This is a genomic window from Fundidesulfovibrio putealis DSM 16056 (assembly GCF_000429325.1).
GTDB classification, from domain to species: Bacteria; Desulfobacterota; Desulfovibrionia; order Desulfovibrionales; family Desulfovibrionaceae; genus Fundidesulfovibrio; species Fundidesulfovibrio putealis.
Window position 1 is genome coordinate 59,048 of the sequence record NZ_AUBQ01000016.1, and the last position, 20,397, is coordinate 79,444.

Here is a 20,397-nt window from a genome sequence, read left to right on the forward strand (position 1 = left end):
GGTCGGTTACTCGGGCAGCTTTCCGTTCACGCCCTTGAGCAGCCAGCGCATGGTGTAGAGTTCCTTGACGGAGGCGCGCGCGCCTTCGGGGATCATCACCTTGCCGTCCTGGGCGACCATGGGGCCGAGGAAGGAGTTGTCGGTGCCTTTCTTCATCAGGTCAAGCTCGGCGTCCACCTTCTGGCGGATGGGCGCGGGCACCTTGTCGCCGTAGGGGGAGAGCTTCAGGGCGTCCTTTTCGAAGCCCCAGTAGAGCTCCTCGGCCTTCCACTTGCCGTCGAGCTTGGCCTGGACCAGCTCCACGTAGAACTTGCCCCAGTTCCAGATGGTGGAGACCAGCACGCATTTCGCGCCGAACTGGGCGGCGTCCGCGCCGTAGCCGATGGCCGGGACGTTCTTGGCGCAGGCGGCCAGGGAGGCGTCGGGGGTGTCGGCCATCTGGCGGATCAGGGTGCAGCCGCGCTGCACCAGGGCTTCGCTCATGGTGGTTTCGCCGATGGGGTCGCGCCAGCTCTTCAGCCAGACCACGGTGTTCACGCTGTCCGGGTTGAACTTCGCGCCGGATTCCTTCAGGCCGCGCAGCAGGCCGTGGGTGAAGCCGTTGATGCCGCGGATGGGCTCGGGGATGGGGTTGGTGGCCACGGTGCCCACGTTGTTATAGCCCATCAGGCCGGCCATGTAGCCGACGAGGTACTCGCCCTGCTCGATGCGGGCCATGTAGTTGCCCATGTTGGGGGCCAGCTTGTAGCCGGAACAGTGCTCGAAGGCGGTGTTGGGGAAGTCCTTGGCCACCTGGAGCATGGGGTCCATGTGCTCGAAGGTGGTGCCGAAGATGATGTCGTAGCCGTCCTGGGCGTACTGGCGGAACACGCGCTCGGCGTCGGCGGCCTGGACGTTCTCGGTGTAGCTCACCTCGATCTTGTCGCCCAGCTGTCGCTTGAGGTCCTCGATTCCCACGTAGTGGGCGTGGTTCCAGCCCTGGTCGTTGATTGTGCCGAGAAGGGCGAAAGCCACCTTGAGTTTGGCGGCCTGGGCCAGTCCGGGCAGGGCGGTGAGCACCGCCAGACAGCAGAGAACGATGAGCGAGCGCCTGCGCATGAAGCCTCCTTGAGCGGATGTGATTGTGACGGATTGCGCGAGCGAAAGATGCCGCATTTGGACCTGATTGTAAATCGGTTGACGCGGTCATGCAGAGTGCATGCTAGGCCAAAATCCGGGACAGCGCGCCATAATATCTTGTAACAGATGCCCGTGCGGTTTACCGTGAGGACATGGCCGACGAATCACGCGATCTTGAAAAGCAGATCACCGACCTGCGCGGGCAGGTGGCAGACCTGTCGCGCCGGGAGCGCCATTGCCAGATGCTCCGGCGCATGCTGGACGACCTGCGCGAGGAATATCTTTCGCTGGCGCAGTCCGCCCCGGACGCCATCATCTCGGCGGACGACCGGGGGCGCGTGGTGTTCTGGAACCTGGCCGCGCAGAACCTGTTCGGGTACGAACCGGCTGAAATAATGGGCCGCAACGTGGCGATGCTCATGCCGGAGCGCTACCGCGAGATGCACGACCGGGGCTTCGAGGCGGCGCTCCGGGCGGGCAGGGCGCTTAAGCCCCACCTGCCTTTCGAGAGCGTGGCGCTTCGCAAGGACGGCACGGAGTTTCCCATCGAGCTGACGCATTCCAGCTGGAAGCGCGGCGCGGACCTCTTTTTTGCGGCCTTCATCCGCGACATCTCCGAGCGCAAGCGCTACGAAAAGCTGCGCGAGGACGTGGAGCGCATCATCCGCCACGACCTCAAGTCGCCGCTTCTGGGCATCGTGGGGTTCGCGAAGCTCCTGCTGGAGGAAAAGGCACTGCCGGAGAAGCAGCGCGAGTGGGCGCGGCTCATTCACGATTCGGGCATGCAGATGAACCACCTGCTGGCCAACTCGCAGGCCATGCTGCGCATCCACGAGGGCAGCTATCAGGTCACGCCCGCTCCGGTGGATCTGGCCAGGCTGCTGGACGACCTGGGCAAGCGCTTCGAGCCTGCCATGCACGAGAAGCGGGTGGGGTATTCCTGCGACTTGCAGGTCGGAGAGGGCGGCCCTTCCGCCTGCACCATCCAGGGGGAGGAAGCCTTCCTGGACGACATGCTCTCCAACCTCATCAAGAACGCGGTGGAGGCGTCGCCGCCCGGCGAGGCCGTGAACGTGGGGGTGAGGCACGAGGACGGCTTCGTGCTGATCGACATCCACAACAAGGGCGTCATCCCGCCGGAAATCCGCGAGAAGTTCTTCCAGCCCTACGTAACCAGCGGCAAGATGGGCGGGACGGGGCTTGGCGCGCACAGCGCCTTATTGATCGCCCGCGCGCACGAAGGCGAGATATCGTTCACCTCGGACGAGGCAGAGGGCACGCACATCCTGGTGCGGCTGCCGGAATCCGGGAAACCAGCCTAGACATTCAGCGTCGTCTTTTTCTCGACAGTCAGCCGAACCCGCAGAACCCATATGGGATTCCAAAGGGGCTCGCCCCTTTGGCCGCCGGAGGCTCTCCTGACGTCCCAACAAGCCCCCTGATCCAGAGTGGACTTCACCTTGCGATAGTCGGGAATCCTACCGCTCCACCACCTCGTCGAACACGTCCTGAAGCTTGAACTCATTGTAGTAGCGGCACTCCACGTCCGAGAGAAGTTCCATCACCCGCTCCGCCTGTTCGCGGCAGCCTTCTGGAGCTTCGTCCCTCTTCAGGTACGCGCCCAGCGTCCGCCTCAGGTCGTCGAAGATGTGGGCGGCTGCCTCCTTGACGACTTCCTTGGAAATGAACTGGGCGTACTGCCGGGAATAGTGCTCGCACGAATTCGAAGTCATATTCTAGAAATCCTGTTGGGTCTGAAGGTCCGTGCCGTCGATCTGCCCCTTGAGGGGCAGCTTCACGGTGCAGGCCACGCCTTCGGGGGTCTGCTCCAGCGTCACGCGCCCGAAGCATTTGCGCGCCGCCGCCCTGGCGATGGCCAGGCCGAAGCCGGTGCCTTGTGGTTTTGTCGAATGGAAGGGGAGGAACAACTCGTCCACCTCGCCTCCCCTGGGGAGTTCGCCGCAGCCCAGGACTATGATGCTCAGGTGCGACGGCGTGGCCTGATCCACGCGGGAGGTGACGGACAGGCTGCGCTCGGTTGCGGGCATGGCCTGGATGGCGTTCATCAGCACTTCCTTGAAGAGCTCCTTGAGAAGCGCCGGGTCGGCTTCGATCACGGGGTGCTCCGGGGCCAGGGCGAGCGTTGTCCGCATGCCCTCCGGCCAGTCCGGCCCGGAAGCCAACCCGTCCAGCACCTGCTCCAGGAACGCGATGATGGGCACTTCCTGGAACGTCGGTTCGGCCATTTCCAGGGAGTTGTAGGTGGATATGTCGCGGGTCAGGCGCTCCAGGCGCAGGGCCTCGTCCAGGATCACCTGGGCCATGCCCTTCACCTCCGGCCCGCCCGAGCGCATGAGGCGCATGGCCGTGCCGCCGATGATGGTCAGGGGGTTTCTGGTCTGGTGAAACAACCCCTGCAAAAGCGGCTCGGCGCACTGGGAGTTGTAGGAGGCGTGGCCCTTGACGCGCACCATGAGGCACAGGTCCAAAAGATCGTTGACGGCGGAGGCCACGGGGCCGCGCTTGTCCAGGGGCACGTCCTCGCGCACGGCGCGGATGAAGAGCTGGCGGCACTTGACCTCGCCCAGCATCATGTACTGGAGCTCAATGCCCATCCGGGCGGAGTAGACGCCCTGGCGCCACAGATCGGAGAGGAATTCGTCGTCCCAGGGGCGCGTCCACAGCTCGGAGTACCAGCGGAACCAGAACTCCCTGAGCGTGCCGTTGAAGTACTCGAGCGTGAGCTCCATCCGGGTGCGGGGCGCGACCTTGCGGAAGAGGCCGTCCAGATAGGCCCCGGCCTTGCGCGCGCGGGAGGAGAGCTTGTCGGCGTAGGGGCGGATGGCCGTGAGCTTGGTCTCGTCCAGGCCGATTTCCTTGCGGAAGAACTCCAGCCGGGCAAGCGGGATGTCGCCGTTCATGGCCTTGTCTCCTCTGGGAGCGGAAACCGCGCCGCGCCGGTCGCTGTCGCGGTTACTCCGGCAGCTTGAAGGACTGCCCGGCGGCAAAGGCCGAAGCCCAGGCCCAGTGCAGGTTGTATCCGCCAAGCTGCCCCGTGACGTCCATGACCTCCCCGATGAAGTACAGGTTGGGCGCGGCCAGACTCTCCATGGTTTTGGAGGAGATGGCCTTGGTGTCCACGCCGCCCGCCGTCACTTCGGCCTTCTTGTATCCGGCCAGCTCCTTGGGGGTGACCTCCCAGGCGGTGAGGCGCTTCACGAGCCACGCGGCCTCTTCCTTGCGCAGCTGGGCCACGGGCTTGGCGCCCATCTCCGGCGGCACGACCGAAGCCGCCAGCCGCGCGGGCAGAAGCCGCGAGAGGATGGTCTTCACCTGGGACTTGGTGGTCCTGGCCTTGTTGATGACCTCTTCGGGGGAGACGTTCGGCACGAGGTTAATGCTTATGGGCTTGCCGGGCTGCCAGTAGTTGGAAATCTGAAGGATGCTCGGGCCGCTCAGTCCCTTGTGGGTGAAGAGCAGGGCGTCCTCGAAACTGGCGGAGCCGAAACTGACCCGCGCGGGCACGGCGATGCCGGACAGCGTGGACATCTGCCAGCCGGGGCCGAAGTTCAGCGGCGTGAGCGCCGGGCGCGGCTCCACGAGCTCCATGCCGAAGGTCTCGGCCACGCCGTAGCCGAAACAGGATGACCCCACCTGGGGCCAGGCCAGACCGCCCGCAGCCACCACGAGGTTGCGCCCCGGCACGGTGCCGCCGGGGTAGGTGACGCGGAACTCCTCGGTTCGCTCGATGTTCTTTATGCGCACGTCCATGTAGAAGTGGACGCCCGCCTGACGGCAGAGCCTGTCCAGCAGCTCGGCCACGCTCAAGGCTCCCTCGCGGCAGAAGAGCTGGCCGTGGTCCTGCTCCACGCTGGAGAGCCCGTTCTGCTCCAGGAATTCCTTGAAGGCCAGCGGACCGAAGCGGCTCAAGGCCGACACGCAGAAGTGCGGGTTGGCGCACAGGAAGTTTTCCGGGCCGACGTGGGTGTTGCCGAAGTTGCAGCGGCCGCCGCCGGTGACTTTCAGCTTCTTGCCGGTCTGGGCGTTGTGATCGAAGACGGCCACGCTCAAACCCCTGCGGGCAGCGGTGAGCGCACAGAACAGGCCGGAAGCTCCGGCACCAATGATGACGACGTCGTACCCTAACATCCGGCCATGATACGGCATAGCCGGGCGCGGGGCAAGCAGCGCGCCGCATGGGGCCGTCCCGGGCAGAAGGGCGTGCGCAAGAGGGCGGGCCGGAAACGCCTACAGGACGCGCCGCGCCCCCGCGTAGAGCTTGTTCCAGAGCGGATCGTCCAGGTCGCCGACCTTCACGGCCCCGCCAGAGGACGCGGCGTGGATGAATTTGCCGTCGTCCAGATAAATTCCCACGTGGTTGACGCCCTTGCGCCCGAAAAACACCAGATCGCCTTTGCGGAGCTTGTCGCGCTCCACGGGTGCGCCCTGGGAGTACTGCTCGCGGGAGCTGCGGGGCAGGTCCAGCCCGTTCCTGGAGTACACGTAGCTTGAGAGCCCGGAACAGTCGAAACCCTGGCGCGGGCTCTCCCCGCCGAAGGAGTAGCGCTTGCCCAGCTGCGCCGAGGCGGTCTTGATGAGCGATTCCAGGTCTCCGGTCTGGCCAGTCTGGCCGGGTTGGGAGACTTGCGCTGCAACGGCTGCCTGGGCCGGGGGGGAATCGCCGCGCGACGGCGTCTTGGCGCTTGCGCTCCGGCGCGCCGGAGCGCTGACGCGCGCGGCAACGTGCAGCAGGGATTCCTCTTCCGGCGTGAACTGGGCTGGCTTGGCCGCAGGCCCAGGCGCGGGCCCGGATGCGGGTGAGGAAACAGGCTGGGGGGCGGCTTCGGGAGCTTGATCGGGGGGCTTTACGGCGTCATCTGCGGGCAGGATTATCCTGCCGCGCACTTCGTTTCCGCTTGTGCGGCTGTCCGCCTGGGTGGTCAGCAGTATCTGGCCGCGCACCTCATGGAACCGGGATGCTTGAGCTTTCGCGGCATATGGCGCGGACGTACCGGCGTCGCCCCCGGAACCTGTCGGCGTGCTGGCCAGGGTTTCGGCCAACGTGTCTTCGAACGCACGCACCCGCGTGGACCGGGGCCTGAGCCTCGGATGAAAGCCGGACTCCGCCGCGCTGGCGGCGGATTGCGCTGAAAGATGGGCGGACACGTCTACGGCCATGGGAATCCTCTGGGGATTCTCAAGCAAGCGCCGTGCCTAAATAGCAAGCTCCAATCCCACCGGGCAGTGGTCCGAGCCCATGACCTCGTCGGCTATCCAGGCCCTGGCCACCTTGGGGCGCAGCTCCTCGGACACGAAGAAGTAGTCGATGCGCCAGCCCACGTTTCTCGCCCTGGCCTGGAAGCGGTAGTCCCACCATGTGTAGTGGCCCCCGCCCGGCTCGAACATGCGGAAGGTGTCCACGTATCCGGCGGCGATGAACCGGTCCAGCCAGGCCCGCTCCTCGGGCAGGAACCCGGAGGTCTTCTCGTTGGACTTGGCGTTCTTCAGGTCAAGCTCGGTGTGGGCGGTGTTGAAGTCGCCGCAGGCCACGATGGGCTTGTGCTTGCGAAGCTCCTGGGCGTGGGCCAGGAAGGCCTCGTAGTAGGCCAGCTTGAAGTCCAGCCGGTGCTGGCCCATCTGGCCGTTGGGGAAGTAGACGTTGAAGAAGTGGAACTCCGGGTATTCCAGGTGCAAAAGCCGCCCTTCGCCGCCGAACTGCGGATCGGGCAGCTCCGCGTTGACGGCCAGCGGAGCGGGGCGGGTGTACACCCCCACGCCGGAATAGCCCTTCTTGACCGTGCTGGACAGGAAGTTCACCGTGTAGCCGGGAACCTGCGAGAAGCCTGCCTCATGGTCCTTCTGGAGCTTGGTCTCCTGGATGCCCACCACGTCGGCCCCTGATGACTGGAGCCACTCGTTGAAACCTTTGCCTGCCGTGGCCCGCAGGCCGTTCACGTTCCACGAATACAGAATCATTTGCCCCGGCGCTCCCCTGTGTCCATTATCCGAAGTTCTCCCGTGACCTTGCCGCCCTTGAACCCGACGAGCACGTAGCCGCCCGAGGCCAGATCGCCAGGATTTATCACCAGCGTCTCGCCGATCATGTCCGTGCCGCGCGCCTCGTGGATGTGCCCGGTGATGCACAGCTCCGGCTTAACCCGCTCGATGAAGGCGCGCACAGCCTTCGAGCCCACGTGCGTTCCAGGCCCGACCACGTCCGCCGTGGTGTTGTGGGGCGGCGTGTGCGACACCAGAATCAGGTGCTTGAACTTTCTGGCCTTCTCATAGGTTTCTTCCAGCCACTCGGCCAGCTGGCCGTCCGGGGCCTCGCTCGGCGTGCCGAAGGGCGTCGGGCTGGACCAGCCCACGCCCATAAGGCCCAGCCCCGGAGCCAGCTCCACTGCGTGCGCGTGGATGCCCCGGCCTGACTCGTCCAGCCAGACCTGCACCGGCTCATAGTCCATGTTGCCGATCTGGGCCATGACGCGCGGGTTGATGGCCGACACGGCCTCGACCACGCGCGCCGCCTCCGTGACCCCGCCCCGATTGGTCAGGTCGCCCGTGATGATGACGCCAGCGGCACCCGGCAGCTCGGGTATGTCCGAAAGCCGGTTCACATGGCCGTGAATGTCGCCGAAGGCGATCCAGTAGGGGGTGTCGCTGGGCATGGGCGCTCCGGTGCAAAGGTTCTTTTCGGCTGCTCGGTTGCCTGCTAGCATGGAACGCGATGCCTCACAACGCGCCCCCCCACACGATGGACAAGTCGACTTTGCGCAAGGCCATGCTGGCCCGGCGCTCTGCCCTCGCGCCCGCAGACGTGCGCGCGGCCAGCCTGCGCGTCGCCGCCCTTGTGGAAACCCTCGACGCCTGGCAGCAGGCCCGCGAGGTGCTTGTCTATCTGGCCTTTGGCGGCGAGGTTGAGACCACCGCGCTGCTGGACGCGCTGTATCGGCGCGGCGTGCGGGTGTTGGCACCGCGCTGCCGCCCCGGCCAGGCCGGGCTCCTGGACGTGGCCTGCGTCACCTGCCTGTCGCAGCTGGCCCCCGGCGCGTATGGCATTCCGGAGCCGCACCCGGAGTTGTGTCCGGCCCTGGATGATTTCTTGCCCGGCGCGGCGCTCATCCCCGCCGTGGCTTTCGACCGGCGCGGCGGCAGGCTGGGCTTCGGCCAGGGGTATTACGACCGCCTGCTGGCCGGGCCGGAGTTCGCTGATACGTTTCTGGTCGGGCTGGCGCACGGCTTCCAGGTGGTGGACGCGCTGCCCGTGGACCCCTGGGACCGGCCGGTGCACGTTGTGGTGACGGATGAAGAGATTATTCGGGTGTGATTAAGAGATAGAGAAGAAGGGAAGGCAGAGGATGCCTCCGGCGGCCAGAGAGGAAACTTTTTGGAAAAAAGTTTCCTCTCTGGACTCTCCTTCAAAAACTTTTAGTGGGCTTCGCGGGTTGGCGCGATAGAATGGAATTTCGGCGGCGGCTGGGGGCTGTAACGGTCGTGTCTTGCGCGGCGGGCGACGAATCGTCTTCAAATCGGTTCGAGCCCGCCGCGCAGGGCACAGACGGAGCAGCCCCCAGCCGCCGACAAGTACGTGAAGCTACTTTCAGGGCCAGGGGGATGATCCACTTTGGCCCCTGGCTGGAGAGTGCAGAGAGGGCGAAGCCCTCTTTGCCCGCCGGAGGCATCTGTCAATGAGGAGCAAGGCATGTCAGTCACGGTGATACCGTTCAGTTTCCCAGGCCTGCCCGGCGTTCGCGCGGCCTTCACCACCGCCATGAGCGGCCCGGACCGGGGCAACATCTCCTATAATGTGGAGTGCGACCCGGCAGCTGTGCAGGCCAACCGGGAGTCGCTCCAGGCGGACCTGGGCTTCTGGTCCTGGCATTCGTTGCGACAGGTGCACGGCACGGACATTGTGTTCGAGCCGGGGGCCGTGGGCTCGGGCGAGCCGTCAAGCCTCCTGGCCGACGGCTCGGCCACCAGCCAGCCCGGAAAGGCGCTGGTGATAAAGACCGCCGACTGCCAGCCGATTTTGCTGGCGCACGAGAGCGGACGCTTCGTGGCCGGGCTGCACGTGGGCTGGCGCGGCAACGTGCTGGAGTTTCCGCAGAAGGGCGTTGCGGCTTTCTGCGAACGATACGGCCTGAAGCCCGAGGAGCTGATGGCCGTGCGCGGCCCGAGCCTGGGGCCGTCCGCCAGCCAGTTCACCAACTTCGAGGCCGAGTTCGGGGCCGGATTCCGCGAACACTTCGACCCGGCCACCCAGACCGTGAACCTGTGGCAGCTCACCGTGGCGCAGCTCCTGGCCGCCGGACTCAGGCGCGAGCGCATCTTCGGCCTGGACCTGTGCACCCACAGCCTCAGGGCGTTCCATTCCTATAGGAGGGACAAGGCCCAGTCGGGCAGGCAGGCCAGTTTGATCTGGATGGAGTGAGGGCGGGAACCGTGAAAGTCGCCTCGGGGGCGACATTGCCACGTCGTCGGTTTCTTCAGGCCGGATGGCGGCCCAATTGTCGGGCAGCATGCCTTGCTCTGTGCGTCTGCGCCAGGGATCACTCGCTCCCTGCACGCACTGCGTCGATGGCGGCGTTGATCCGTTCGATCACTTCAGTGGGCACTCCCTTCCCGCAGAAGATGAAGCGCTCCCTGCGTTCGTTGAGGTCGGAGAGCGGCATGACCAGGAAGTCCTTCTTCTGCCTGCCGGAGAGCCTGATGATCTCGTCGACTTCCGATTCCCTGGTCAGGGTGTACTGGAAACGTTCGGTGGCCAGCATGAGCCCCTGTTGCGTGGGCGTCGGAATGTGCGTCACCTGGGTGTTGTGTTTCTTGATAACGCCATCGACGTGTTCCCCGTAGGACCAGGACGCGATGAGGCCCAGCTTGAGATTGTTGTTGGTGGCGAGTTCCACGAAGCTGTGTTTGCCCGCGAACAGTTTTTGATTTTTGGCGAGAACCAGGGCCACCAGGGGGCTGTCCTCGAAGATGGGCCGCGTGAATACCCCGTAAGCCTCCCTGCCGGGCACCTTGAGGGCGCCGACAAGGCAGCACTGGACGTCATCGCGTTGCAGTTCCGCAAACATACGAGGAGCGGGCATTTCCGTGAAGGTGGCCTCGATCCCGGCCTTGAAGAGGACGTCCCGGCTGAGTTCAATAAGCAATCCCGTGGGTTTGCCGTCCTGAGTGTAGCTGTAAGGCGGGCGCTCCGGGTAATAGAATTCGATGGGCTCGCTCCGTGCCGGGAACGCTGTGAGAAGAATCAGAGCTATGGCAAATACGGCGTGCATTTTCAGATTATCATTTGCTGGAGATGTCTGTTTCTTCATGAAGAGGCATATGCTCATTATATAGGACCGTTGGTCCTGGCGGGCAACGTGTTTTTCCCTTTCCTCTGAAGCTTGATGCACTCTGCGCGGGCCTGCGGGCTGTTTCGGCCTTGATCAAATTTGGGAAAAGAAACATAAGAATGCCATGAATCCATTTCTTCTCCTCCCTCTCCTCGTGGCGTTTGTTTTTCCGGGGCTTTGCTTCGCCCAGGTCACCACCCTGGAGCAGCAACTGGCCATCTACGACCAGCTGTTCCAGACCACCGGTTCCAACCCGGCGGCGTTGGTCTCCAACATCGCCTCGCTCGTGCCGCAGTACGGCAACTGGTGCGGCGTGAACGCCACGCCCCTGGGCACTCCGGCCATCGACTGCGTGGACGCCGCCTGCCGCGAGCACGACCTCTCCCCCGGCTATTCCTTATCCAAGCCCACGTTGGAGCAGGTGGCCCAGGCCGACCGCCAGTTCATCGCCGCACTGAGCTTCACGCAGGCCTCAACTCCCTACGGTGAACTGTTCCGCGCAGCCGCCATTCCTCTGTTCGAGTCGAAAACAACATACGAGCAGGCCAACCGCGTGAGCCTCATCAGGCCCTGTGCGAATTGCCTGTCGCAACCGTAACGCGACTTTCGCTTGCCAGCAGGGCTTGCGGGCCGTATGGAGGGGCCTCCCAAATATATCGGAGATCAATCCCAATGAACATGTCTTCCAACGACAGCATTCGTAATATTGCGATCATCGCCCACGTCGACCACGGCAAAACCACCCTGGTGGACGCCCTGTTCAAGCAATCCGGCACCTTCCGCGAGAACCAGGACGTGGACGACCGCGTCATGGACTCCATGGACCTGGAGCGCGAGCGCGGCATCACCATCGCCGCCAAGAACTGCGCCGTGTCCTGGAAGGGCGTGAAGATCAACATCATCGACACCCCTGGCCACGCCGACTTCGGCGGCGAGGTCGAGCGTTCCATGGTCATGGCCGACGGCGCGATCCTCCTGGTGGACTCCTCCGAAGGCCCGCTGCCCCAGACCCGCTTCGTGCTGAAGAAGGCGCTGGAGCGCGGCCTGTCCATCATGGTGGTGGTCAACAAGATCGACCGCAAGGACGCCCGCCCCCAGGAAGTGCTGGACGAGGTCTACGACCTGTTCATCGACCTGGACGCAAACGAGGAGCAGCTGGACTTCCCGGTGCTCTACGCCATCGGCCGCGACGGCATGGCCAAGACCAGCCTGGAGGGCGAAGGCACCGACCTGACCCCCCTCTTCGACGCCATCCTCGAGCACATCCCGGCCCCGCGCTACGACAAGAGCGCCCCCTTCCAGATGCTGGTGGCGGACCTGGGCTACTCCGACTTCCTGGGCCGTCTGGCCATTGGCCGCGTCATGAACGGCGTGGCCCACCAGAACGAGACCCTGGTGTGCATCGGCGAGAGCGGCGAAGTGAAGCAGCTGCGCGTCACCCGCCTCCAGACCTACAAGGGGCCGAGCCTGGTGGACGCCACCGAGGCCACCCCCGGCGACACCATCGTGTTGTCCGGCATCGAGAACGTCACCATCGGCGACACCATCTGCACCGCGCAGGCCCCCAAGGCTCTGCCCCGCATCACCGTGGACGAGCCCACGGTGTCCATGAAGTTCGGCATCAACACCTCCCCCCTGGCCGGCCGCGAGGGCAAGCTGGTGCAGTCGCGCAAGATCCTTGAGCGCCTGGAGCGCGAGTGCCTGGCCAACGTTGCCATCAAGGTGGAGCAGAACGAGGACAAGGACAGCTTCATCGTCAAGGGACGCGGCGAGTTCCAGATGGCCATCCTCATCGAGACCATGCGCCGCGAGGGCTTCGAGCTCTCCGTGAGCCGCCCCGAGGTCATCTACAAGGAAAAGAACGGCAAGCGCCTGGAGCCCATTGAGAGCGTCTTCGTTGACTGCGAGGAGACCTTCCTTGGCGTGGTCACGGAGAAGCTGTCCATCCGCAAGGGCCGCATGGTGAACCTGGTGAACCACGGCAAGGGCCGGGTTCGCATGGAGTTCTCGGTGCCGTCCCGCGGTCTGATCGGCTACCGCGACGAGTTTTTGACCGACACCAAGGGCACTGGCATCATGAACTCCCTCCTGGAAGGCTACGAGCTGTACCGGGGCGACTTCCCCACCCGGTTCACCGGCTCCCTGGTGGCCGACCGCTCCGGCGTCGGCGTGGCCTACGGCCTGTTCCACCTGGAGCCGCGCGGCGAGATGTTCATCACCGCAGGCGACCCGGTGTACGAGGGCATGATCGTGGGCGAGCACAACCGCGACAACGACCTGGACATCAACCCCTGCAAGGAAAAGAAGCTCACCAACATGCGCGCCTCGGGCAAGGACGAGAACTGCGTCCTGACCCCCATCCGCCCCATGACCCTGGAGCGGGCCATCCACTTCGTGCGCGACGACGAGCTGGTGGAGGTGACGCCCTTGTCCATCCGCCTGCGCAAGGCCGAACTGAACGCCGGAAAGCGCCACCTGCTGCACAGCCAGAAGAAGCGCGACAAGGCCTAGGCCGGGCGCGAGCCTCTGCGCGAGACGTCGAGGGCGGGCCTCATAATAAAGCGAACGGCAAATGCCGGGGCGAGTGGAGAACACTTGCCCCGGCATTTGTGTTTCGTCTCATTCCAAGCCGACGGCGGCGGCCGGTTCATCACTCCGACATGTCGCCCGGGTCCACCGAGCCTTGCCGCACATGGTCACAGGCTTTGCGTATTTCGCCTTTGAACTTCTCGAAATCCACCTGCATGCCGTTCAGGTAGGCGCTCCACCCGGCGCTGGACTTGGCGTAATGCACCGCTTCCTCGATCTCGGCCTGGGTTGCGCCGTTCAGCTTTGCCAGCTCCGTGTGGTAAAAGGCGCAGTACCGGCATTTCGAGATGGCGGAGATGGCCACCCCGATGAGTTCGCGGTACTTGTTGGGGATGGCTCCGGGAGCGAACTGCACCTGCTTGTACAGGTTCCACTCGAGTTCCAGGGAAGAATCCGGGATGGTCTCGAACATTGAGGGCACCAAGCCCAACATCGCCACCATTTCCTTGTGTATTTCATCTCTGGTCATACGGGGCCTCCTTGGGCAAGCTGCCCACGCTGCCGTATGCCACGGATTTAAAGTGGCGTGCAATCAAATCCCGGCAGCAGGATGTCGGGAATAGGCCGGGACCCGGCAAGGCGAAAGAATTGACTGGCGCCAGGAACGGGAGCATGGGGGTATCATCCCAAAATGTTCGGATGGAGGTTCCACCATGCACCGTTTCCATTCCCTCTTGGCCGCAATGGCTGTTTCGGCCTGCGTGTGGCTGCCTGCGCCCGCGTCGGCGCAGGCCATCGGCGTCACAGTGGTCGGCGCACCTGACGACACGGTCACGGCCCGCCCGGTCATTGGCACGTCGCGCTACGTTTCGAACAATCCCGTCACCTACGCCAAGACCGCCACGGGCCTCCTGGTGGTGCTTTCTCCGGGGGAGCTCGACGGCATTGGCCGCCTTGACGGTGTCGAACATGGGCTGACCCTGGAAATTCCCGATTTCATCTTCCGGCTGCTCTTTTTCTAAGGCCGCATCCCCACGATACGGTCATGCGGTTTTGGGTTTGAGCCTTGAAAGCACATTCATGCATTTCGAAACGCGCAATCAGGAGACATCCATGAAATCCCTTCTGTTCATTCTCCTCATTTCTCTTGCCCTTGCGGTGCCGCCCGCGATAACAGCCGAAGCCGCGCCCATCGGATCGCGCACTTCGCAGCCCGCGACGTTCAGCGTCACCCTGGACTTCTTTGCATACCAGGCGTCCAGCATGATTACTTACGTCCGCACCGCTGGGGGTATGTCCGTGTCCACCAGCCCGGCCGTCATGTTTTCGGCGACCCAACCCGCCGGACCGCAGAACAACCAGGGGTATTCGGTGATCTTCACCATCCCGGAAGACGTCATCGAGCTTTACTACTGATGAACAAGACAACCGCGCTCCTTTTGCTGTTCCTCGCCGCGCTGGGAGTTCTCCCAGTTCAGGCGAGCCACGCCGCCGACCTGACCACCCGTGCCGACCAGCTCCTGGGCATCCCCTACCGCCCGGACGGCGTGCGCGACGAGGCCGGACGCTGGACGTTGTTCGAGCACCCCGAGCAGACCTTCCCTTCGCCGGGCCTCAACTGCTCCGGCCTGGACTACTGCCTCATGCGCATGATCGCCCCGTCCGGTCCGCCCGCGCGCCAGGCCGGGCGCGACCGCCTGGGCGATTCCGGCCCGGCGAGCGCCATGGGGCAGGACTGGGATTTCGGCTACGACCTGATCCTGAACCTGTCCGAGGGGTTGTCCCGGCGCTGGCTGCTGCCCGAACCCAGGCAGGTTTCCACCCTGGACAGCGGCAGCACGGCCCTGGGCTTCCCGGTGGCGGATCAGGCTGCCTGGAAAAAGGCGCTTACGCAGATCGGCCCGGACCAGGCCTGTCTGGTGAGCTTCAGCCAGACCGGGCGGCGCAAGGGCTACACGCTCCAGCACTACCACGTTGGCGTCATCCTGCCGGACGGCTCAGGCGGGCGCTGGCTGTATCAGGCCCTGCCCAAGTCGGGCGTCACCAAGCTGAATCTGTCCGACCCGGCGGGCATGGCCCGGTTCCAGGGAATGTTTTCCGGGGGCGACAAGCGGGTGCTTCTTCTCGGCGTGACCCTGCCTCCGGGGCGTTAGTGTCGCGTTGTTGAAAACATGATGAATGGTTCCCTGCGGTTCGCTTCATGCCCTCTGGGCTGGTATCGAGTCCGCGCCCGCGCGCAGGGGCATCGGGCAAGGACGTTGCCCCCAAGGCCCAAACAGGCTACATCCCAGCCCCAGCAATTCATTCCCAAGGAGCATCGCGTGGGCAAGGAAAACATGAGCCTGGAGAAGATCGAAACCCAGCCCGAGTTCGACATGGAATACTACATGGAGATCAGCGGGCTCATGCGCCTTGAGCGCGAGCTGACCGAACTTCTTGAACACTATTGGGACAAGTGGCAGGGCCAGGTGCAGGCCTACAAGATGGAGCCCTCCGACGGCGAGGACGGCTTCCTGCTTGTCTATCTGGACGCGCAGACCGAAAACGAAGTGCAGCAGGCCTTCGAGAAGAACTCCCACCACGGCTTCGCCTTCCACCATCTGGCCATCACCCTGGTGATGTGCGCAGCCCAGAGCGTGATGCCGGAGCTCATCGGCGGATGCATGCCGCTGCCCACGCCCACCCGCGAGGTGAAGAAGAAGTTCAAGAAGCTCGACCTGGAGTGGGACGACAAGGGCTGCCTCAACCGCATCTACGCGGTGTTCACCGGCTACCCCTACAAGGGCGGCTGCGAGGACTGCTACTCCTGCGACACCTGTCCTTCCAGCCAGCTCAGAGAGATCGGCAGGATAGACTAGACGGCGATCCGCCTGATCATCACGAAGCAACCAGCCCCGGCCATCCCTGAGATGGCCGGGGCTTTTCGTTTGCCGGGTCCCTTGTCGGGACTGTACAGCGGGATTGTGTGTTGGGACCCTGCCCGATGTAATGGTTCAACGCTCTCCAGTGGGACGGGGCTTCTGCGGGGCGTATGCCAATTCGCCTTCCCCTGCTCCTGGTTCACCCGGTAAAGCGCCCTTCATGAAAGCCCCCTGAATGTGCGCTTTGATGCGTGCGCCGCTCGAGCCCAAGGCACGTGAAACGCGAAAAGGCCCCGCAGGGCCTTTTCGTTCGACATGAAAACAGCGCGCCGCTTAGTTGGCGGGGGCGGCCTTCTTGGTCTTCTTGGTCTTCTTGGCCATCTGCTCGGTGTAGGAGCCCTTGTCGGAGGTGGACTTGGAGCCTTCGAAAGCGAAAGCAACGGAGCTGAACAGCAGGCAGGAGGCAACGGCGAAGATAACGGCCTTTTTCATTTTCTGATCTCCTTGGATTAACAGTCTTTGAGATGGTTTTGTCGAAAACTAGGCAACCGGTGTGGGGGGAATCCGGCTGCTTTGCGTGGGAAGAGAGCTACGCCAGCATTCATTACCGGTCCCTTTCCTGGCTATTACACAATTGAAAGGCTCTCGAAGGGTTGATCGCGTTGACAGCCACGGTTGCCGGGTCTATCCATCCAAACCATGCGCATCCTACTCGTGGAAGACGACCCCAAGATTTCGGCCTTCATCGCCCAGGGCCTCAAGCAAAATGGTTTCGCCGTGGACCAGTGCGCCGACGGTGCGGACGGCCTGCACATGGCCCTCTCGGAAACCTACTCCGCCGCCGTTATCGACCTGATGCTGCCGGGCATGGACGGCCTGAAGCTCATCGAGGAGATGCGCAAGAGCAGGGTGAACACGCCCGTGATCATCCTCTCGGCCAAACGCTCCGTGGACGACCGGGTCAAGGGCTTGCAGTCCGGCGGGGACGACTACCTGGCCAAGCCTTTCTCCTTTGCCGAGCTGCTGGCGCGGCTTCAGGCCCTCATCCGGCGTTCCACCAGCAGCGCCGAGACCACCCAGCTGGTGGTGGGCAGCCTGAGCATGAATCTGCTCACCCGCGAGGTGATGCGTGACGGCACGGTGCTCACCCTGCAACCCCGGGAGTTCTCCCTTCTGGAATTCTTCCTGCGAAACCCGGGCAAGGTGCTCTCCAAGACAATGATCATGGAGCACGTCTGGAACTACACCTTCGACCCCCAGACCAACGTGGTGGACGTGCTGGTGTGCCGCCTGCGCAACAAGATCGACCGCGACTTCCAGCCCAAGATGCTCTCCACCCTGAGGGGGGTCGGTTATGTCCTCAAGCCTCCTCGGCAGGATTAGACGCAGCACCGCCTTCAGGCTGACCGCGATCTATGCCTTGCTCTACATCGTCAGCTCGATGCTCCTGTTCATTATCGCCTACGTGCTCCTGGCGGGGGTGGTGCGCTCGCAGGATCAGAAGCTGCTGACGGAAAAACTCAACGAATACAGTTATATCGAGCGGACAAAAGGCCTGCCCGCCCTGCTGGACTTCATCCGGCGCGACACCGAGGAATACGAGGAGTCCGAGTACTTCGTGCGCATCCTCGACCCGTCCGGGGTCGAACGCCTGACGGTGTCCCCGCCCGGCTGGGAGACGCTTCCCCCGGGCCGGCTCGAACCACGCTCCCTCGAGGCCGCGCAGTGGCAACTGCTGGAACAGCCTGGGGCGGGCGGCGGCGTGTTCGAGATCACCTCGCGCAAGCTGGGAAGCGGGACTTTTCTCATCGTTGGGGGCGACGCCCACCAGCGCGAGGCCCTGCTCTCGGAATTCAAGCGCATCTTCCTGTTCATCACGGCCACGGTGGTCCTTCTTGGGGTGGTGGTGGGAGCCATCCAGGCCGACAGGTCCCTTGCGCCCATCCGCGACCTGATAGGCACCGTGAACTCCATCGGGGGCGGCAGCATGACCGCCCGCGTGCCCACGCGCGGCACCGGCGACGAACTGGACGAGCTGGCCAGCCTGTTCAACTCCATGCTGGAGCGCATCTCCACCCTGATCCAGGGCATGCGCGACGCTTTGGACAACGTGGCCCACGACCTGCGCACGCCGCTCACCCGCGCCAAGGCCGTGGTGGAGACGGCGCTCCAGTCCAACCTGTCGCAACAGGGCCTGCGCGAGGCGCTCATGGACATCGCCGAGGAGAACGAGCGCATCCGCACCACGTTGAACACCCTCATGGACATCTCGGAGGCTGAGACCGGAACCATGCGGTTGTCCATCGAACGGGTGGACATGGCCGTTCTGGTGGAAGAGGGCGTGGAGATCTACGACTATCTGGCCCAGGAGCAGGGGATAATCCTGATCTGCGACGCTGCGCCGGGGTTGTTCGCCCTGGCCGACGCAGGGCGTGTGCGCCAGGTGCTGGCCAACCTGCTGGACAACGCGCTCAAGTATTCGAAGCCCGGCGGGCAGGTGCAGGTCAGCGCGTGGATGGACAACGGACGGGTTCGGGTGGCGGTGAGCGACCAGGGCGAAGGCATCCCCTCCGGAGACATCCCGCGCATCTTCGAGCGTCTCTACCGGGGTGACAAGAGCCGCTCCCACCGGGGGCTCGGGCTTGGGCTGTCGCTGGTGAAGGCCGTGCTCACGGCGCACGGCGGGGATATCGCCGTCACCAGCACGGTGGGTCAGGGCAGCGAATTCGTGTTCAGTCTGCCGAAGGCGTAGTATCGCGTATGTGAAAACCATGAATATGGTTTTCACAAACACAATCACTGGTTCTTCTGGCTTGGGTTCGTGGGTAACATGAACGTTTCATGCGAACGCCACTCTTGCGACTCCTGCGCGCTGCCCCAGGTGCAGGCCTGCGATTCCTACATCGGCCCCTTGGGCCAATACTCCGAACGTTCCCTGAATACCTTGTCCAGCCGGGCCACTTCCTTGCGGTCTTCTTCCGTGCGGACGTAGTTCCTGGCCTTTTCCATCTGCATCAGGGACTGGCGCGCGTCATTGGAATACACTGCCGCGTAGGCCAGGTTCAGGTGCGCGCGGAACATGTCGCCCGATTCGCCGTAGATGCGTCCCAGCATCTGGCGCACCTCGGCTGATTCCGGCGCGAAGGTTGCCACCTTGCGCATGAGGGTGAGCGCCTCGGGGTAGCGGCGCTCCTGGGCCAGGATCAAGGCGTATTCCGCCGAGGCCACCATGTCTTTCGGGTTCAGCTCCACGGCGCGGTGAAGAAGCGTGCCCGCCCGGTCGAAATCGCGCAGCTTCAGGAAGAACCGTCCCCCCTCGCGCTGCCACAGGGCGTCGTTGCCGCCCTCTTTCAGGGCTTCGTCGAAAGCCTGGCGGGCGCGGGCGTTCTCGTTGGTGCGGCCAAGGGCCATGGCCAGCCCCAGGCGGTCCAGCCGGGTCATGGAGGAGCCCTTTTTCCCGTAATAGGCGATGGCGGCGGCGGGGTCGCCGTAGCGGGCGCGGATGATGGTCTGCACGCGCAGGAAACGCTCGTCGCGGTCCGGGCGCGACACCACGTCCTTGGGCATGCGGCTCACGCGCTCGGACAGGTAGCCGATGCGCTCGGTGATGTCCGGGTGGGTGGACAGATAGGCCGGGATGGATCCGTATCCCTTGAAGATCTTCATGCGCTGCATCACGTCGAAGGCCTGGGGCAGCCCGCGCGGCGGGTATCCCGCCGAGGAGAGGTAGTTCATGCCCACCTCGTCGGCCTCGCGTTCGTCGTCGCGCGAGTAATTGAGCATGGCCTGCGTGGCTGCGGCCTGGGAGCCCATCATCATGGCTCCGGCGGCGTCGCGCTGTCCGGTGGCCGCGCCCAGGGCGAACCCCGCCAGCACGCCCAGGATGGAGGCGATGCTCAGGATGCGTCCCTGCTCCACGCGCTTGGCGATGTGGCGCTGGGTGACGTGGGCCAGTTCGTGGGCCAGCACGCCCGCCACCTCGGAATCGTGGTTCATGTTGAGCATGAGGCCCGTGAACACGAAGACGTAGCCGCCGGGAGCGGCAAAGGCGTTGATGGCGTTGTCCTGCACCACGGCCACGCTGAACGGGAAGGGCTGGGGCGGCATCTGCCTGGCCAGCCGGTCCACCACGTCGCGGGCGTAATCCACGACCTCGGAGTCCTCGATCATGGGGAGCTTGGAGCGGATGAGCACGTTGAACTTGTCGCCGAGTTCCTTCTCTTCCTTGATCCCGAAGTTGAAATAGCTGGCGTTGGCCGGGGTCACGGACAGGGGCGAAGGCGCGATCAGCGTCATGGCCAGGATGAGCGCTAGGGCGCGGGCCAGGGTGCGGACCAGATTGCGCAGCACGTTCTGGACGGTGATGGAAAAGCGTCGCGGCATGGCCTTGTGTATAAACCCTTTGGTGCTGTTGGCAACCGGGGGGAGTGGGGTTTCCTCGGAGTGTAGCCGCTTTGGCGCCGGGATTGGTTACACGCGCGGCGAAGTGTTCTGCCAAACGAGCTCTGACTTGTCCTGCGTGTCCTGGGTACTCTGTCGCCAGATTC

22 protein-coding genes are annotated in these 20,397 nt (G+C 64.2%); 11 read left to right on the plus strand and 11 right to left on the minus strand.

Annotated features, from left to right (window positions below):
* Positions 1–6: 6 nt before the first annotated feature.
* Positions 7–1,098, minus strand: coding sequence for a BMP family ABC transporter substrate-binding protein (locus G453_RS0113850; RefSeq protein ID WP_027191541.1), 1,092 nt, complete (start codon positions 1,096–1,098; stop codon positions 7–9).
* Between the two features lie 173 nt (positions 1,099–1,271).
* On the opposite strand from G453_RS0113850, the gene G453_RS26425 reads away from it, so the two are divergent.
* Positions 1,272–2,441 carry a two-component system sensor histidine kinase NtrB gene (locus tag G453_RS26425; RefSeq protein ID WP_051272423.1) on the plus strand — a complete coding sequence of 390 codons (1,170 nt, stop codon included), beginning with the start codon at positions 1,272–1,274 and terminating at the stop codon, positions 2,439–2,441.
* A 156-nt stretch (positions 2,442–2,597) separates the two neighbouring features.
* Here the strand turns inward: G453_RS26425 and G453_RS0113860 are convergent, their stop codons facing one another.
* The 6 genes from G453_RS0113860 to G453_RS0113885 form a co-directional block, all read right to left on the minus strand.
* Complete coding sequence (locus G453_RS0113860) at positions 2,598–2,852, minus strand: hypothetical protein (RefSeq protein ID WP_027191542.1); 255 nt, start codon at positions 2,850–2,852, stop codon at positions 2,598–2,600.
* Between the two features lie 3 nt (positions 2,853–2,855).
* Positions 2,856–4,040, minus strand: coding sequence for an ATP-binding protein (locus G453_RS0113865; RefSeq protein ID WP_027191543.1), 1,185 nt, complete (start codon positions 4,038–4,040; stop codon positions 2,856–2,858).
* Positions 4,041–4,092: 52 nt separating this feature from the next.
* The gene (locus tag G453_RS0113870; RefSeq protein WP_084502350.1) at positions 4,093–5,286 is read right to left on the minus strand and encodes a BaiN/RdsA family NAD(P)/FAD-dependent oxidoreductase; all 1,194 of its coding nucleotides are present in this window, start codon (positions 5,284–5,286) and stop codon (positions 4,093–4,095) included.
* An 81-nt stretch (positions 5,287–5,367) separates the two neighbouring features.
* Entirely contained in the window at positions 5,368–6,297 is a 930-nt protein-coding gene (locus tag G453_RS26430; RefSeq protein WP_051272425.1) for a C40 family peptidase, read from the minus strand.
* 36 nt (positions 6,298–6,333) lie between these two features.
* On the minus strand, positions 6,334–7,095 hold the full coding sequence (locus tag G453_RS0113880; RefSeq protein ID WP_027191545.1) for an exodeoxyribonuclease III: 762 nt from the start codon (positions 7,093–7,095) through the stop codon (positions 6,334–6,336).
* Entirely contained in the window at positions 7,092–7,787 is a 696-nt protein-coding gene (locus tag G453_RS0113885; RefSeq protein WP_027191546.1) for a metallophosphoesterase family protein, read from the minus strand. The genes G453_RS0113880 and G453_RS0113885 overlap by 4 nt, the downstream gene beginning before the upstream one ends.
* 86 nt (positions 7,788–7,873) lie before the next feature.
* Here G453_RS0113885 and G453_RS0113890 point away from each other — a divergent pair, with 86 nt between their 5' ends.
* Both G453_RS0113890 and G453_RS0113895 read left to right on the plus strand, forming a co-directional pair.
* Entirely contained in the window at positions 7,874–8,446 is a 573-nt protein-coding gene (locus tag G453_RS0113890) for a 5-formyltetrahydrofolate cyclo-ligase (RefSeq protein WP_027191547.1), read from the plus strand.
* A gap of 375 nt (positions 8,447–8,821) precedes the next feature.
* Positions 8,822–9,550: a polyphenol oxidase family protein gene (locus tag G453_RS0113895; RefSeq protein ID WP_027191548.1), complete on the plus strand. Its 729-nt coding sequence runs from the start codon at positions 8,822–8,824 to the stop codon at positions 9,548–9,550.
* 118 nt (positions 9,551–9,668) lie between these two features.
* Here the strand turns inward: G453_RS0113895 and G453_RS0113900 are convergent, their stop codons facing one another.
* Complete coding sequence (locus G453_RS0113900) at positions 9,669–10,400, minus strand: substrate-binding periplasmic protein (protein ID WP_027191549.1); 732 nt, start codon at positions 10,398–10,400, stop codon at positions 9,669–9,671.
* A 184-nt stretch (positions 10,401–10,584) separates the two neighbouring features.
* Between G453_RS0113900 and G453_RS0113905 the strand changes: the two genes are divergently transcribed.
* Both G453_RS0113905 and typA read left to right on the plus strand, forming a co-directional pair.
* Entirely contained in the window at positions 10,585–11,058 is a 474-nt protein-coding gene (locus G453_RS0113905) for a hypothetical protein (protein WP_027191550.1), read from the plus strand.
* 80 nt (positions 11,059–11,138) lie between these two features.
* Positions 11,139–12,971, plus strand: a complete 1,833-nt coding sequence (gene typA, locus G453_RS0113910) for a translational GTPase TypA (protein ID WP_027191551.1) — start codon at positions 11,139–11,141, stop codon at positions 12,969–12,971.
* A 139-nt stretch (positions 12,972–13,110) separates the two neighbouring features.
* On the opposite strand, the gene G453_RS24130 is transcribed toward typA, so the two are convergent.
* On the minus strand, positions 13,111–13,518 hold the full coding sequence (locus G453_RS24130) for a carboxymuconolactone decarboxylase family protein (RefSeq protein ID WP_043645844.1): 408 nt from the start codon (positions 13,516–13,518) through the stop codon (positions 13,111–13,113).
* 184 nt (positions 13,519–13,702) lie between these two features.
* Between G453_RS24130 and G453_RS0113920 the strand changes: the two genes are divergently transcribed.
* The 4 genes from G453_RS0113920 to G453_RS0113935 all read left to right on the plus strand — a co-directional run bounded on the left by G453_RS0113920 (position 13,703) and on the right by G453_RS0113935 (position 15,847).
* Positions 13,703–14,011 carry a hypothetical protein gene (locus G453_RS0113920; RefSeq protein ID WP_027191552.1) on the plus strand — a complete coding sequence of 103 codons (309 nt, stop codon included), beginning with the start codon at positions 13,703–13,705 and terminating at the stop codon, positions 14,009–14,011.
* A 91-nt stretch (positions 14,012–14,102) separates the two neighbouring features.
* Positions 14,103–14,405, plus strand: coding sequence for a hypothetical protein (locus tag G453_RS0113925; RefSeq protein ID WP_027191553.1), 303 nt, complete (start codon positions 14,103–14,105; stop codon positions 14,403–14,405).
* Complete coding sequence (locus G453_RS0113930; RefSeq protein WP_043645846.1) at positions 14,405–15,142, plus strand: hypothetical protein; 738 nt, start codon at positions 14,405–14,407, stop codon at positions 15,140–15,142. The genes G453_RS0113925 and G453_RS0113930 overlap by 1 nt, the downstream gene beginning before the upstream one ends.
* Before the next feature lie 168 nt (positions 15,143–15,310).
* The gene (locus tag G453_RS0113935; protein WP_051272426.1) at positions 15,311–15,847 is read left to right on the plus strand and encodes a hypothetical protein; all 537 of its coding nucleotides are present in this window, start codon (positions 15,311–15,313) and stop codon (positions 15,845–15,847) included.
* A 336-nt stretch (positions 15,848–16,183) separates the two neighbouring features.
* Here the strand turns inward: G453_RS0113935 and G453_RS28465 are convergent, their stop codons facing one another.
* Entirely contained in the window at positions 16,184–16,342 is a 159-nt protein-coding gene (locus G453_RS28465; protein WP_169725341.1) for a hypothetical protein, read from the minus strand.
* A 207-nt stretch (positions 16,343–16,549) separates the two neighbouring features.
* On the opposite strand from G453_RS28465, the gene G453_RS0113945 reads away from it, so the two are divergent.
* Both G453_RS0113945 and G453_RS0113950 read left to right on the plus strand, forming a co-directional pair.
* Complete coding sequence (locus G453_RS0113945) at positions 16,550–17,233, plus strand: response regulator transcription factor (protein ID WP_027191556.1); 684 nt, start codon at positions 16,550–16,552, stop codon at positions 17,231–17,233.
* Positions 17,205–18,602 carry a sensor histidine kinase gene (locus tag G453_RS0113950; RefSeq protein WP_027191557.1) on the plus strand — a complete coding sequence of 466 codons (1,398 nt, stop codon included), beginning with the start codon at positions 17,205–17,207 and terminating at the stop codon, positions 18,600–18,602. Before G453_RS0113945 ends, G453_RS0113950 begins: the two co-directional genes overlap by 29 nt.
* A gap of 146 nt (positions 18,603–18,748) precedes the next feature.
* Here the strand turns inward: G453_RS0113950 and G453_RS0113955 are convergent, their stop codons facing one another.
* Complete coding sequence (locus G453_RS0113955; RefSeq protein WP_084502355.1) at positions 18,749–20,233, minus strand: beta-barrel assembly-enhancing protease; 1,485 nt, start codon at positions 20,231–20,233, stop codon at positions 18,749–18,751.
* Positions 20,234–20,397: the final 164 nt, after the last annotated feature.

Excerpts from the sequence above, each read along its gene's own strand:
- G453_RS28465 (WP_169725341.1), bottom strand. The coding sequence starts at position 16,342 with ATGAAAAAGGCCGTTATCTTCGCCGTTGCCTCCTGCCTGCTGTTCAGC.
- G453_RS0113870 (WP_084502350.1), bottom strand. The coding sequence starts at position 5,286 with ATGCCGTATCATGGCCGGATGTTAGGGTACGACGTCGTCATCATTGGT.
- G453_RS0113905 (WP_027191550.1), top strand. The coding sequence starts at position 10,585 with ATGAATCCATTTCTTCTCCTCCCTCTCCTCGTGGCGTTTGTTTTTCCG.
- G453_RS0113930 (WP_043645846.1), top strand. The coding sequence starts at position 14,405 with ATGAACAAGACAACCGCGCTCCTTTTGCTGTTCCTCGCCGCGCTGGGA.
- G453_RS0113950 (WP_027191557.1), top strand. The coding sequence starts at position 17,205 with ATGTCCTCAAGCCTCCTCGGCAGGATTAGACGCAGCACCGCCTTCAGG.
- G453_RS0113865 (WP_027191543.1), bottom strand. The coding sequence starts at position 4,040 with ATGAACGGCGACATCCCGCTTGCCCGGCTGGAGTTCTTCCGCAAGGAA.
- G453_RS0113885 (WP_027191546.1), bottom strand. The coding sequence starts at position 7,787 with ATGCCCAGCGACACCCCCTACTGGATCGCCTTCGGCGACATTCACGGC.
- G453_RS0113945 (WP_027191556.1), top strand. The coding sequence starts at position 16,550 with ATGCGCATCCTACTCGTGGAAGACGACCCCAAGATTTCGGCCTTCATC.
- G453_RS0113900 (WP_027191549.1), bottom strand. The coding sequence starts at position 10,400 with ATGCACGCCGTATTTGCCATAGCTCTGATTCTTCTCACAGCGTTCCCG.
- G453_RS0113880 (WP_027191545.1), bottom strand. The coding sequence starts at position 7,095 with ATGATTCTGTATTCGTGGAACGTGAACGGCCTGCGGGCCACGGCAGGC.
- G453_RS0113895 (WP_027191548.1), top strand. The coding sequence starts at position 8,822 with ATGTCAGTCACGGTGATACCGTTCAGTTTCCCAGGCCTGCCCGGCGTT.
- G453_RS0113920 (WP_027191552.1), top strand. The coding sequence starts at position 13,703 with ATGCACCGTTTCCATTCCCTCTTGGCCGCAATGGCTGTTTCGGCCTGC.
- G453_RS0113955 (WP_084502355.1), bottom strand. The coding sequence starts at position 20,233 with ATGCCGCGACGCTTTTCCATCACCGTCCAGAACGTGCTGCGCAATCTG.
- G453_RS26430 (WP_051272425.1), bottom strand. The coding sequence starts at position 6,297 with ATGGCCGTAGACGTGTCCGCCCATCTTTCAGCGCAATCCGCCGCCAGC.
- G453_RS0113850 (WP_027191541.1), bottom strand. The coding sequence starts at position 1,098 with ATGCGCAGGCGCTCGCTCATCGTTCTCTGCTGTCTGGCGGTGCTCACC.
- G453_RS0113925 (WP_027191553.1), top strand. The coding sequence starts at position 14,103 with ATGAAATCCCTTCTGTTCATTCTCCTCATTTCTCTTGCCCTTGCGGTG.
- G453_RS26425 (WP_051272423.1), top strand. The coding sequence starts at position 1,272 with ATGGCCGACGAATCACGCGATCTTGAAAAGCAGATCACCGACCTGCGC.
- G453_RS0113860 (WP_027191542.1), bottom strand. The coding sequence starts at position 2,852 with ATGACTTCGAATTCGTGCGAGCACTATTCCCGGCAGTACGCCCAGTTC.
- typA (WP_027191551.1), top strand. The coding sequence starts at position 11,139 with ATGTCTTCCAACGACAGCATTCGTAATATTGCGATCATCGCCCACGTC.
- G453_RS24130 (WP_043645844.1), bottom strand. The coding sequence starts at position 13,518 with ATGACCAGAGATGAAATACACAAGGAAATGGTGGCGATGTTGGGCTTG.
- G453_RS0113890 (WP_027191547.1), top strand. The coding sequence starts at position 7,874 with ATGGACAAGTCGACTTTGCGCAAGGCCATGCTGGCCCGGCGCTCTGCC.